The organism is Rahnella sp. ATs2 (genome assembly GCF_051851855.1).
In the GTDB taxonomy this organism is placed as follows: domain Bacteria; phylum Pseudomonadota; class Gammaproteobacteria; order Enterobacterales; family Enterobacteriaceae; genus Rahnella; species Rahnella variigena.
Window position 1 is genome coordinate 24,694 of sequence record NZ_JBLYPL010000035.1, and the last position, 12,045, is coordinate 36,738.

General features: G+C 52.4%; 11 protein-coding genes. 6 read left to right on the forward strand and 5 right to left on the reverse strand.

The window, feature by feature from the left end:
- Window positions 1–9 precede the first annotated feature (9 nt).
- Together ACJY2G_RS24400 and ACJY2G_RS24405 are read left to right on the forward strand one after the other, a co-directional pair.
- Window positions 10–2,394 carry a GNAT family N-acetyltransferase gene (locus tag ACJY2G_RS24400; protein ID WP_430320758.1) on the forward strand — a complete coding sequence of 795 codons (2,385 nt, stop codon included), beginning with the start codon at window positions 10–12 and terminating at the stop codon, window positions 2,392–2,394.
- Between the two features lie 113 nt (window positions 2,395–2,507).
- Window positions 2,508–3,728, forward strand: a complete 1,221-nt coding sequence (locus ACJY2G_RS24405) for an MFS transporter (RefSeq protein ID WP_430320757.1) — start codon at window positions 2,508–2,510, stop codon at window positions 3,726–3,728.
- A gap of 46 nt (window positions 3,729–3,774) precedes the next feature.
- Here the strand turns inward: ACJY2G_RS24405 and lpxM are convergent, their stop codons facing one another.
- The 3 genes from lpxM to znuA all read right to left on the reverse strand — a co-directional run bounded on the left by lpxM (window position 3,775) and on the right by znuA (window position 7,133).
- Window positions 3,775–4,755, reverse strand: a complete 981-nt coding sequence (gene lpxM, locus ACJY2G_RS24410; RefSeq protein ID WP_430320756.1) for a lauroyl-Kdo(2)-lipid IV(A) myristoyltransferase — start codon at window positions 4,753–4,755, stop codon at window positions 3,775–3,777.
- Between the two features lie 93 nt (window positions 4,756–4,848).
- Complete coding sequence (gene mepM / locus ACJY2G_RS24415) at window positions 4,849–6,183, reverse strand: murein DD-endopeptidase MepM (RefSeq protein ID WP_430320755.1); 1,335 nt, start codon at window positions 6,181–6,183, stop codon at window positions 4,849–4,851.
- Window positions 6,184–6,203: 20 nt separating this feature from the next.
- Window positions 6,204–7,133, reverse strand: coding sequence for a zinc ABC transporter substrate-binding protein ZnuA (znuA, locus tag ACJY2G_RS24420; RefSeq protein WP_120162889.1), 930 nt, complete (start codon window positions 7,131–7,133; stop codon window positions 6,204–6,206).
- Window positions 7,134–7,226: 93 nt separating this feature from the next.
- Between znuA and znuC the strand changes: the two genes are divergently transcribed.
- A complete protein-coding gene (gene znuC / locus ACJY2G_RS24425) occupies window positions 7,227–7,985 on the forward strand; it encodes a zinc ABC transporter ATP-binding protein ZnuC (RefSeq protein ID WP_120162828.1) in 759 nt (252 codons plus the stop codon).
- Window positions 7,982–8,767, forward strand: coding sequence for a zinc ABC transporter permease subunit ZnuB (znuB, locus tag ACJY2G_RS24430; RefSeq protein ID WP_112290003.1), 786 nt, complete (start codon window positions 7,982–7,984; stop codon window positions 8,765–8,767). Before znuC ends, znuB begins: the two co-directional genes overlap by 4 nt.
- A 45-nt stretch (window positions 8,768–8,812) precedes the next feature.
- On the opposite strand, the gene ACJY2G_RS24435 is transcribed toward znuB, so the two are convergent.
- The gene (locus ACJY2G_RS24435) at window positions 8,813–10,204 is read right to left on the reverse strand and encodes a cation:proton antiporter (RefSeq protein ID WP_120162827.1); all 1,392 of its coding nucleotides are present in this window, start codon (window positions 10,202–10,204) and stop codon (window positions 8,813–8,815) included.
- A gap of 154 nt (window positions 10,205–10,358) precedes the next feature.
- On the opposite strand from ACJY2G_RS24435, the gene ACJY2G_RS24440 reads away from it, so the two are divergent.
- Window positions 10,359–10,664 carry an EthD family reductase gene (locus tag ACJY2G_RS24440; RefSeq protein WP_430320754.1) on the forward strand — a complete coding sequence of 102 codons (306 nt, stop codon included), beginning with the start codon at window positions 10,359–10,361 and terminating at the stop codon, window positions 10,662–10,664.
- 113 nt (window positions 10,665–10,777) lie between these two features.
- Here the strand turns inward: ACJY2G_RS24440 and ACJY2G_RS24445 are convergent, their stop codons facing one another.
- Complete coding sequence (locus ACJY2G_RS24445; RefSeq protein WP_112289999.1) at window positions 10,778–11,104, reverse strand: hypothetical protein; 327 nt, start codon at window positions 11,102–11,104, stop codon at window positions 10,778–10,780.
- A 330-nt stretch (window positions 11,105–11,434) separates the two neighbouring features.
- On the opposite strand from ACJY2G_RS24445, the gene ACJY2G_RS24450 reads away from it, so the two are divergent.
- A partial coding sequence (locus ACJY2G_RS24450; protein ID WP_430324186.1) for a hypothetical protein occupies window positions 11,435–12,045 on the forward strand: 611 nt, incomplete at its 3' end.

Genomic DNA, 12,045 nt, shown 5'->3' on the forward strand with positions numbered 1-12,045 from the left:
AATTTACCGATGACTGATGCTATTCCCAGTTCCGTATTTTCCTGCCAGCGTGCCGCAGGAAAACTGTCCTTTCGCCCTCTTGCGCTGGAAAAAGATGCCGCCATTTTGCATGGCTGGATGATTCAGCCCTACGCGCATTTTTGGGGGATGCAAAACAGTACCGTCGCCGAAGTGGATGCGTTTTACCGCGACCTGACAGCGGGAAACTCACTAGCCGCGCTGATGGGTGAAATCGACGGCCAGCCGCAGTTCCTGATTGAATGCTATCCGGTTCAGGACGATCCGCTGCGTGAACATTACGACGTTCAGCCCGGCGATATGGGCATGCATATCCTGCTTTCTCCCGCTGACAAACCTGTCGCGGGTTTCAGCTGGCAGGTATTTTCCGCAGTCATGGAATACCTGTTCAGCCAGCCGGACGTAAAACGCGTGGTGGTCGAACCCGATGTGCGCAACGAGAAAATTCACAAGCTGAACAAGCGCGCCGGTTTCCGTTATCAGAAACAAGTTCAGCTGACACACAAAACGGCATGGCTGGCATTTTGCCAGCGTGAAGATTTTATTCAGGCCAGCCAGAAGGAAAAAAACAGTATGACGCCATCCACTATGCAAACAGGCCAGCATCTGCAACCTGAAGTCTGGGCAAAAGCCAATGCCCTGCTGCTGCGCAAATGTCTGTCCGAACTCACGCACGAGCGCCTGCTCGCCCCGCAGGCATTGGAAACTACCGGCACCTGGACGGACTATCAGCTGGCAGTACCGGCCTCGGAAATCGAATACCGTTTCCGCGCGCGCCAGTTGCCGTTAAATGACTGGATGATTGATCTCGACAGCATTCAGCGCCTGGATAATCTCAGCCCGCAGCCGCTGGATGCCGTGAAATTCATCATTGAATTCGCTGAACAAATCGGCATTTCTCAAGCCATGCTGCCGACCTATCTGGAAGAAATCAGCAGTACGCTTTACAGCAGCGCCTACAAACTGGTGAATAACCACACGACGGCAAAACAGCTGTCAGAAGCCGATTTCCAGACCGTTGAAACCAGCATGACCGAAGGCCATCCGAGCTTCATTGCCAACAACGGTCGCATCGGTTTTGATGCCGGTGATTATGTGCGTTACGCGCCGGAAGCAGCCAATCCGCTGCAACTGGTCTGGGTAGCGGTTCACCATGACAAAGCACATTTCGCCAGTGTTGAAGGTTTGCCGTATGAAAAACTGATCGCCGAGGAACTGGGCGACGCGCAGATTTGTACCTTCACGCAGAAGCTGGTCGATATGGGCGTGGATCCGAAAAATTACTATTTCATGCCTGTTCATCCGTGGCAGTGGCAGAATAAATTGCTGACCGTTTTCGCCCCGGATATTGCCCGTCAGTTCCTGATTTATCTCGGTGAAGGCAATGATGAATATCTGGCACAGCAGTCAATCCGCACCTTCTATAACGCCAGTCGTCCCAAAGCGCGATACGTCAAAACCGCTCTGTCGATTCTGAATATGGGCTTTATGCGCGGGCTGTCGCCGTATTACATGGCGACCACGCCGGGCATCAATGAATGGCTGGCGGAACTGGTGGAAAACGATTCCTATCTGCAATCCACCGGTTTCAGCATTTTGCAGGAAGTCGCTTCGATTGGTTATCACAATCATTACTTCGAAGAAGCGATTAAAGGCGACAGCGCGTACAAGAAAATGTTTGCCGCCTTGTGGCGCGAAAATCCGGTTGCGCAGTTAAAGCCGAATCAGCGACTGATGACCATGGCCGCCCTGCTTCACACCGACAAACATGGCGATGCGCTGATTGTCGAGATGATCAAATCCTCCGGCCTGGCGACCGGTGACTGGCTGAAACGCTATATGCACGCCTACCTCAGCCCGCTGCTGCACTGTTTCTATCAGTACGATTTGGTGTTCATGCCTCACGGCGAAAACCTGATCCTGCGTTTTGAAAACAATATTCCGGTGAATGCTTTCATGAAGGATATCGCCGAAGAAATTGCGGTAATGAATCCCGAAGCTAACCTTCCGGAGAAAGCCAAACGTCTGGCCGTCGATGTGCCGGAAGACCTGAAAATTTTGTCGATCTTCACCGACGTCTTTGCCGGCGTATTCCGCTTCATCGCCCGTATTCTGGAAGAGAACGGCAATTATCCGGCCGGTCAGTTCTGGCAGGTGGTGGCGGAAGTGGTGCGTGATTACCAGATTCAGTATCCGGAACTGGCCGGGAAATTTGCGCGCTATGACATGTTTGGCGCCGAGTTCACGCACTCGTGCCTGAACCGTCTGCAACTGGCGAATAACCAGCAGATGATCAACCTTTCAGATCCGGCGCAGAATCTGAAATTCGCCGGTACGCTGGAAAACCCGATTGCGGCGTACGCTAACCGCTACTGAGCAACACTTTAAAGTGATGAAGCTTTAATGTGATGAAATTTTAATGCGACAAATAGTTGCGCGGCTTTTACAGGCCGCGCTTTTTTGATTTTGAGTACCGGAGAGTGAATGTTATGTCGTCCGTTTCTGAACCCGCCTCACGGCTGAATTCCCGCCAGTGGCTGTTCCCGCTGTCGCTGGTGCTTTTCGAGTTCGCCACCTATATCGCCCACGATATGATCCAGCCAGGCATGTTGCAGGTAATCAGTGATTTCAGCGCCAGCGCCGACTGGGTATCCACCTCACTGACCGCGTATCTGTGTGGCGGAATTCTGCTGCAATGGCTGCTGGGTCCGCTTTCCGACCGCCTCGGACGCAGGCCGGTATTACTCGCGGGCGTGGCCTTTTTCACCGTTACCTGCCTGCTGACCGTTTTCACCCAAAGCATCGGGCAGTTTATTCTGATGCGGTTTTTGCAAGGGATGAGCCTGTGCTTTATCGGTGCCGTCGGTTACGCCGCGATCCAGGAAGCATTCAGCGAAACGCTGAGTGTCAAACTGATGGCACTGATGGCGAACATCACGCTGATCGCCCCGCTGCTCGGGCCACTGGCGGGTGCGGCGTTCATTCATTATGCGCCGTGGAAAGCCATGTTTGCGCTGTTTTCCATCATCTCCGCTCTGGCGTTCTGGGGCTTGTGGCGCAGTATGCCGGAAACCGCTTCCGGTCGTGATGGCCGCTTTTCAATGCGCAGACTGCTGGCCGATTACCGTGAAGTGTTCTCCAATAAAGGCGTGGTGATGGGCTCACTCGCCATCGGATTGATCACCCTGCCGTTGCTGGCATGGGTCGCACAGTCGCCTGTTTTGCTTATCCAGGACGCAGGTATGACGCCATTACAATATGGCTGGTTGCAGGTTCCGGTATTCACCGGCCTGATTATTGGCAATATCACCCTGAGCAGAATCAGCGGCAAAGTGAATATCCGCACACCGGTCTGGCTCGGGATTGTACCGATAATTCTCGGTTTGTCGGTCAGTGCGTTCGCGGCATTGTTTATGGCGCATGCCTGGTTCTGGATGACTGCCGGGCTGAGTCTTTACGCGCTGGGTACCGGACTGGTGAATGCGGGTCTGTATCGCCTGACACTATTTTCCAGTCTGACAGGAAAAGGCACCGTTGCGGCGGCACTAGGGCTGATGACTATCGTGGTGTTTGCAGCCGGAATTGAAATCGCTAAACAGCTGTATTTTGCATTGGGTAACGGCATTTTCATGCTCGCAGGCCTTATCGCTGGCGTGGCTGGCACAATGTTGATTGCGGCATTTTTAAAGCACTCATCGAAAAAAGCATAAAAAAAAGCTGAGGTGTGAGCCTCAGCTTATTTTCAAATCCAGACGGTCATTTCTTCGGATACAGGTCTTTACGCGAATACGGCTCAGGCTCACCCGGCTTGCGGGTTTTAAGCAGTTTGAGGATCCAGGTGTACTGTTCCGGATTCGGGCCAACCAGAATTTCCACTTCCTCGTTCATGCGTCGCGCAATGTAGTTATCATCCGCAGTGGCCAGATCGTCCATCGGCGGTCGGACGTAAATATCCAGACGCTGTTCACGACCGTTATACACCGGGAATAACGGGACAATGGCGGCGCGGCAGACTTTCATCAGACGCCCCACTGCAGGCAATGTCGCCTTGTAGGTCGCGAAGAAGTCCACGAACTCGCTGTGTTCCGCACCGTGATCCTGATCCGGCAGATAATAGCCCCAGTACCCCTGACGCACAGAACTGATGAACGGTTTAATGCCGTCATTACGTGCGTGCATACGACCACCAAAACGACGACGTACGGTGTTCCACAGATAATCGGTCAGCGGGTTTTTCTGGTTGTGGAACATCGCGGCCATCGGCTGACCGCCAGCGGCCATCAGCATCGCAGGAATATCTACAGCCCACCCATGCGGCACCAGAAAAATCACGTTCTGGCCCTTCGCCTTCATCTCATCGATAATTTCTTTGCCATGCCAGTGTACGCGCTGCATGACGTTTTCCGGATTACGGATTGCCAGTTCAGCCATCATCACCATCGCCTGCGGCGCGGTGGCAAACATTTCATCAATGATGTGTTCGCGTTCAGCTTCCGGGGTTTCAGGCAGGCAATATAACAGATTGATTTGAGCACGACGTCGGGCGCCTTTGGCAAACTTACCTGCCAGACGCCCCAGACTGCCTAACACCGGATCACGGACTTTCGCGGGTAAACAGGCCATGGTAGCCATCGCACCGACGCCCAGCCAGACGCCCCAGTAACGCGGATGGTAGAAGGCTTTCTGAAATTGCGGAATAAATTCTACGGAAGATCGTTTTTCTTTTTCTGGCTGCATGCTCAGGCTCTTATATCAAATTCTGGCTTAATGATAAGTGCCGTGAGTTATTTTGCAATAAATCACGGCAGCTAATCATTAAAACCTAAGCGGTCAGTCCAGCTTCAGTTGAGGAACAACCTGACGAACGGTGGCCAGATAAGTCGCACGGTCTTTACCGGTCAGCCCTTCAGTACGTGGCAATTTCGCAGTCAGCGGATTCACGGCCAGCTGGTTGATCCACATTTCAAAATGCAGATGCGGGCCGGTGGAACGACCGGTGTTGCCGGAAAGCGCGATGCGGTCACCACGTTTAATTTTCTGACCTGGTTTGACCAGAATTTTGCGCAGGTGCATATAACGGGTCATGTACTGACGACCGTGGCGGATCGCCACATAGTTACCTGCCGCCCCGCCATTCTTGGCAACCACCACTTCGCCGTCACCGACAGCCAGAACCGGCGTGCCGACAGGTACTGCGAAATCGACGCCACGGTGCGGCGCAATGCGGCCGGTAACCGGGTTCAGACGACGCGGATTAAAGTTGGAAGAAACGCGATATTGTTTACCGGTAGGGAAACGCAGGAAGCCTTTAGCCAGCCCGCTGCCTGAGCGGTCGTAAAACTTACCGTCCTCAGCGCGAACTGCGTAATAATCTTTACCGCCAGTGCGCATACGCACGGCCTGTAATTCGCTTTGTTCGTTTTTGCCATCCAGCACTTCGTGGGACATCAGAACCGCAAAATCATCGCCTTTCTGTAACTTACGGAAATCGAGTTGCCATTGCAGCGCTTTAATAACAGCACTGACTTCACCGCTGCTTAGCCCTGCGGCTCTGGCGCTGGTGACAAAACTCCCGTTCAGCGAACCCTTAATCACCGTATCTTTCCATTCCCCTTTCAGGGTTTCCAGAGAAGCTTTGAAGGTGCTGCCGGAACGGTCAAAGGTATAGGTTTCGCGGCGCGATTTTTCCCAGGTCAGACGCTGTAAATCCCCGGCATCATTCAGTGTCCAGGAAATCTGCTGACCGACTTTCAGATTACGTAAATCACGGTTGGCGTCAGACAGCGCGGCAATTTCTGACATATCAATGCCGTACTGATTCAGAATGCTGCTGAGGGTATCGCCGGTCGAAACCACATATTCATGGACGCCCGCTTCATTGGCCGTTTTGTCGTCAAGATCATCCTGCGGGATGTCATCGTCAGCCGGTGGGGTCTGATCGATAGGTTCGCTGGCTTCGGGAAGCAAAGAACGTAATTGATGATTATCGAGGGTGATATTTTTAACCAGCGGTCTGGTATCAGAAAGGTCGTTGTCCGGGTGGTAAGCTAACGGTTTCCATACGGCCACAGCCAGTGTGACGACGGTAAGAGACCCCAGCATAATGCGGTGGGGCCGTGGAAGGTTGCTATACGCCAGAGCGATAGATCGGGCTATCAGCTGCACTTAAATTCTGTCCTTTTAGCTTACTTCAGGCAGCTCAGGTACTGGTTCGCCAGCTGTGACAAAAAGTTCACATAGCTGTCGGCATCCAGTTCAATGCCGCTCCCCAGCGGATCCAATGTGCCCATACGCACTTTTGTTCCCTGGGCAACAGCCGTTATGACGGCCGGCCTGAATTGTGGCTCAGCAAAAATGCAGGTCGCTTTTTGCTCAACCAACTGTGTTCGAATGAGATGTAATCGCTGTGCGCCGGGTTGAATTTCAGGGTTGATCGTAAAGTGACCAAGTGGCGAGAGGCCGAAGTGTTTTTCAAAGTAGCCATAAGCGTCGTGAAAAACAAAATATCCCTTACCCTGCACAGGCTGCAGCATAGTACCAATATTTTTGTCAGTTTTTGTCAACCCATCTTCAAAACGTGCCAAATTTGCATCTAATTGTTGCTTTTTCTGCGGAACTAGCTCCACAAGTTTGTCATGGATCACAATTGCGGCTTCACGGGCGATTTCAGGTGATAACCAGACATGCATATTGTACTCACCGTGATGGTGCTCATCCCCGTCGTTCTCATGGGCATGATCGTGGTCATGCTCATCCTCACCGCCTTTCATCAGCAACGGTTTGACGGCCGGTAATGTCGCAATTTCTACCTGACGGTTTGGTGGTAACTGTGCGGCGGATTTGGTCATGAAGGCTTCCATTTCGGGCCCAACCCATACCACAAGATCGGCGCTGCGCAGGCGTGCAATATCGGAAGGACGCAGGGCAAAATCATGCGGTGATGCGCCGTCAGGCAGCAAGACCTCTGTTGGCATGACGCCGTCGGCAATCGCTGATGCAATGAATCCCAGCGGGCGTACGGAGGCCACTACGTCGGCCTGCGCGCTGAAAACCGCACCTGAAGTCAATATTGCGGCTGCCAGAAACATCCGTTTAACGCTTTTTTTCTGTATCATGCTGAGTGAACTCATCTTCGTGTGGGGGAAACTGGTTATTTTTCGCGAAACGCAATATTATAACATCCGATTTGTTCTGCAAGACCCTATGACATGCCCACATTAGCTACGCTCCAAAATATATCAGTGACTTTCGGTTCCCGACGCGTGCTGTCTAACATCTCGCTGAGCCTTCAACCGGGGAAAATCCTGACCCTTCTCGGCCCGAATGGGGCGGGGAAATCCACATTAGTCCGTGTAGTGCTTGGCCTGATTGCGCCCACTGAAGGCGTCATGACCCGCGAACCGGGCTTGCGTATCGGCTACGTTCCGCAAAAAATTCACCTTGATCCGACCATGCCGCTCACCGTCAGTCGCTTTATGCGTCTCAAACCTGGCGTGAAGAAAAGCGATATTCTGCCTGCGCTAAAACGCGTTCAGGCCGCGCATCTGCTGGATCAACCGATGCAAAAGTTATCCGGTGGCGAAAACCAGCGTGTCCTTTTAGCGCGGGCATTAATGAACAGCCCGCAGTTACTGGTACTGGATGAACCCACGCAAGGTGTTGACGTCAACGGACAACTGGCGCTTTACAATCTGATCGACAGCCTGCGCTGCGAGCTGGGTTGTGCGGTACTGATGGTGTCGCATGATTTGCATCTGGTGATGGCGAAAACCGATGAAGTGCTGTGCCTGAATCAACATATCTGCTGTTCCGGTTCACCTGAAGTGGTGTCGACGCACCCCGAATTTATTGCGATGTTCGGCAACCGCGGTGCAGAGCAACTGGCAATTTACCGTCACAACCACAATCATCGTCATGATTTGAAGGGAAAGATTATTTTGCGTAATACCGGAGGTCGTGACGCATGATCGCGCTGTTATTACCGGGCTGGCTGGCCGGTGTTTTGCTGGCTATTGCTGCGGGACCGCTGGGTTCATTTGTGGTCTGGCGACGGATGTCATATTTCGGCGATACGCTGGCACACGCCTCACTGCTGGGCGTTGCGTTCGGTTTGCTGCTCAATATCAATCCTTTTTATACTGTTATCGCCGTCACCTTATTACTTGCCGTATTGCTGGTGGCGCTGGAGCGTAAACCGCATCTCGCCGTCGATACGCTGCTGGGGATTATGGCGCACAGCGCCCTGTCGCTCGGGCTGGTTGTGGTGAGCCTGATGTCAGGTGTTCGTGTTGATCTGATGGCGTATCTGTTCGGTGATTTGCTGTCTGTGACTTACAGCGACATCTGGATGATTGGCATCGGTGTTACGGTAGTGATTGCCGTGCTGTGCTGGCAATGGCGCGCCTTGCTGTCGATGACCATCAGCCCTGAACTGGCCCATGTAGATGGCGTGAATCTGCAGCGTTCCAGGGTTGTTCTGATGCTGGTGACCGCGCTGACGATTGGTCTGGCGATGAAATTCGTCGGTGCGCTGATCATTACCTCTCTGCTGATTATCCCTGCGGCAACGGCACGCCGTTTTGCCAAAACGCCCGAACAGATGGCAATGGTGGCAGTTGCAATTGGCATTATTGCCGTTACCGGCGGCCTGACATTTTCAGCATTTTACGATACGCCGGCAGGCCCTTCTGTCGTGCTCTGTGCCGCCGCGCTGTTTATGCTCAGTCTCAGCAAAAAACAGATTGCCTGACCGCCACATCAGAAAGAAAAACGGACGCCCTGAGCGTCCGTTTTTTTAAGCCTCTTTTTCCTGCTCTTTTTCCTGCTCTTTTTCCCGCGCTTCACGTTCTTCCCTTGCGGCCTCCTGTCTCGCTTTACGCCAGCTCAGCACCGGTGAAACGGTCAGCCCGTGAATGACTACGCTGGTCACAATGACGGTAAAGGCAATATTGGTCATATAGTTGGCCTCTGCCCCGTGTAAACCGTGCGTCCAGGCGTAAGCGATGTAGTTCATACTGCCGATACCACGAATACCAAACCAGCCAATCATCAGCCGCCGTCCCTTCGGCACATGCACGCCAAGCGTGGTGATATACACCGCCAGCGGCCGGATCACGATAAACAGCAACGCAGCAATCAGCAGCCCCATCGGTTCCCAGTGCTCGGCCAGCGTGATACCGAGCACCATGACGATACCCGCCGCAAAGATACGTTCAATCGTATCGCCAAAAGAAAGTGCATCACCGACCATCAGCCCGATAGAATTGCGCGGCATTTCGGCCTGCATGGAGTGGCGCTGATGCGGATTGACCATCACTTCCGCCGGTGGCGGCCGCGAGCCTTCTTCCACATCGTCTGGCGGATGCAGGGAAACAACGCGCACTTCTGCGCTGCGAAGCCCGACACCGGCGGCAAAGGCGGCGAGAAAACCGGAAGCATCCAGACTCTGCGCAGCGGCGTAACTTAGCGCGATCAGCGACAGTGCCAGAAAATCACTGGGTGCGACCGTTCGCTGACGGCTGTGAAACCGCGTGGCACTCAGCCCGACCAGCTTACCCATTGCATAACCAATCGCCAGCCCGCCCAGTAATGCCCAGACAACATCACGCCACGCCCAGTGCCAGATGGCCTGCGAAGACAGTCCTTCATTCGCGGTAAACAGCATCAGCGCCAGCATCAGGATCGGCAGTGCGGAGCCATCATTCATGCCGGCTTCGCTGGAAAGCGCAACGCGTAAACCATCGTCATCATTAGCATCATTCACCGCAATCATGCTGGCGAGCACCGGATCCGTTGGCGCGATAATTGCACCCAGCGCCAGTGCCAGCGGCCAGGAAATACCGGTGATGTAATGCGCAATCCCTGCGACACACAAAACAGTAAGCAGCATAGCCGGAAACGCCAGCAACACGCCTACGCGCCAGCTTTGCGCGCGAAAAGGTAACCTCAGTTTGAGCCCGGTAATAAACAAAGACGCCGCCATGGCGATTTCAGTGAAATGAGCGGTGAGCGTGGAATAGGCCACCAGATCGATATGCAGTAAATCCAGAACCCAGGGGCCACATACAATTCCCGCCGCCAGATATAAACCAAAAGTCGTCACCGGGCCGCGGGAAATCCACCCCGACGCCAGTGACATGATCAATAGCAGTCCTCCGACTGCCGCTGTCCAACCTAAAAATCCCATGCGTATTCCATGCTAAATATCAATCTATTAAGCATAGTACATATGAGCAGATGAATGATTTTTCAGATAAATATCATCGCGCACAAATGGCGAGGCGCGACCGTGACCGGTACGCTAAAATTGATTTTTATCCGTAAACAAGACGAGAAACGACGTGATCAAATACAGCGTGCTTTACCCGAACATTAAAGGCGGAACCTTCGACCATGATTATTACCGCGATGTGCATTTACCGCTGATCAAACGCCGCATGGGCGAGTATTGCCATTCTTATGCCATCGACAAAATGCCCGAGGGCGCACCGGCAGAGACCCCATTCATTGCTGCCTGCCATATCTATTGCCACTCAATGGAAGACTTCGAGAAAGGCATGAAAGATAATGCTGCAGATTTCGTTGCGGATGTGGCGAACTTTACCAATATCGAACCGGTGAAGATGATTTTCGACGTTGTTGTCTGAAGTTGTTGTCTGAATAAGTCACCCTGCTCTTCTGATAAAAAAGGCGATTACCCGAAAGGTTAATCGCCTTTTTTATCGCCCTTCAGCTGCGGCAAAACATCCTGCCTGCTGCGTTATTTGTTCAATAGCTTTTTGATCGCCGGGCTGGGTTCACGTTTAATCGTATGCAAAAATTCCTGCACTCTGTCATTGACGGCATAGTCGGCAGTCACACCAAAATCCTGCACTATCGCCCACTTTTCAAATAATGCTTCATCACTGTTGCGCATGAACCAAAGCATTCTGACAGCAGTAACGGCCACTTGTGGGATTTGCGTCACCGTGCCGTTGATCCACTTATTTAACGTGCTGCGCGGCAGTCCCAACAGGATACACAACGCGGGCTGATCAATATCCAGCCTCCGGACATAGTCCAGGAACTCATTTGCGTTATCTGCCATTCACTTATCTCCAATTTCTTTAACCCTGCATATTGTACAAGAATCCCGTAGAGAATTCATCCTGTCGCTATTCGCTACGAAAATTCTTAGGTTTTTACATTCCAGACACGCCATTTCGTGTCCACTAGCGACAAATAAGCGCGCTAAGTGAAACAAATTCATGTAGCGCTATAACTTTACGTTTCTTGACATAAGTCAAACGTTAGGTAAATGCGTGAAGCAAGTCACATTCACCGCATGTATGATTTTGGTAAGGAGACAAAAATAGCGTTCTGATAACGCTTCTTATTTGTCGCTAACAGATACTTATTTTATGGCCGGAAAAAACAGATGAATGCACTAATCGCTAATCGCAGTATGAATGACACCACATCACCCCATTCAGAGCTGGATAACCCTCTTAAAACGACAAGTCATCTTCAGTTACAAGGAACAAAGGTTCGTCGTGTGTGTCTGGGTATTGTGATTGCGTTAAGTGTGATTTCGCCTGCTCATGCGCAGCTTTCCGGAACTGATCTGGAAGCTGCCCGCGCATACATTACAAAATATTCCTGGATCCCTGCTGATAAGCAAAATGAGATCCTGAGAAAGGACAATCTGAATCAAGTTGCCGACTATCTGAAAACAAATACTTTCTGGGACGGTTCTAAAAACACTCTGCTCCCTGCTTTCGATCCTGCCGCAAGAATGCAGACAGCCATCACTGGCCCTGCCACGATGCCGATGACAAGTCTGGTTCCGGCAGAACCCACCCTGATTAAAAACGATCCAACCGGTACTCCGACGCATCAGACTGGTGAAGCAACGCACCTCGACGGTAATCACAATACTGGCCAGTCACTCGCGGCACAGCGGACGGCCTTGCAGCAGCACGTAACCGAAGTGGCGGCCTATCAGCATAACGATCCAACCGGTACTCCGACGCATCAGACTGGTGAAGC

Excerpts from the sequence above, each read along its gene's own strand:
- ACJY2G_RS24400 (WP_430320758.1), top strand. The coding sequence starts at position 10 with ATGACTGATGCTATTCCCAGTTCCGTATTTTCCTGCCAGCGTGCCGCA.
- ACJY2G_RS24405 (WP_430320757.1), top strand. The coding sequence starts at position 2,508 with ATGTCGTCCGTTTCTGAACCCGCCTCACGGCTGAATTCCCGCCAGTGG.
- lpxM (WP_430320756.1), bottom strand. The coding sequence starts at position 4,755 with ATGCAGCCAGAAAAAGAAAAACGATCTTCCGTAGAATTTATTCCGCAA.
- znuA (WP_120162889.1), bottom strand. The coding sequence starts at position 7,133 with ATGATACAGAAAAAAAGCGTTAAACGGATGTTTCTGGCAGCCGCAATA.
- znuC (WP_120162828.1), top strand. The coding sequence starts at position 7,227 with ATGCCCACATTAGCTACGCTCCAAAATATATCAGTGACTTTCGGTTCC.
- znuB (WP_112290003.1), top strand. The coding sequence starts at position 7,982 with ATGATCGCGCTGTTATTACCGGGCTGGCTGGCCGGTGTTTTGCTGGCT.
- ACJY2G_RS24435 (WP_120162827.1), bottom strand. The coding sequence starts at position 10,204 with ATGGGATTTTTAGGTTGGACAGCGGCAGTCGGAGGACTGCTATTGATC.
- ACJY2G_RS24445 (WP_112289999.1), bottom strand. The coding sequence starts at position 11,104 with ATGGCAGATAACGCAAATGAGTTCCTGGACTATGTCCGGAGGCTGGAT.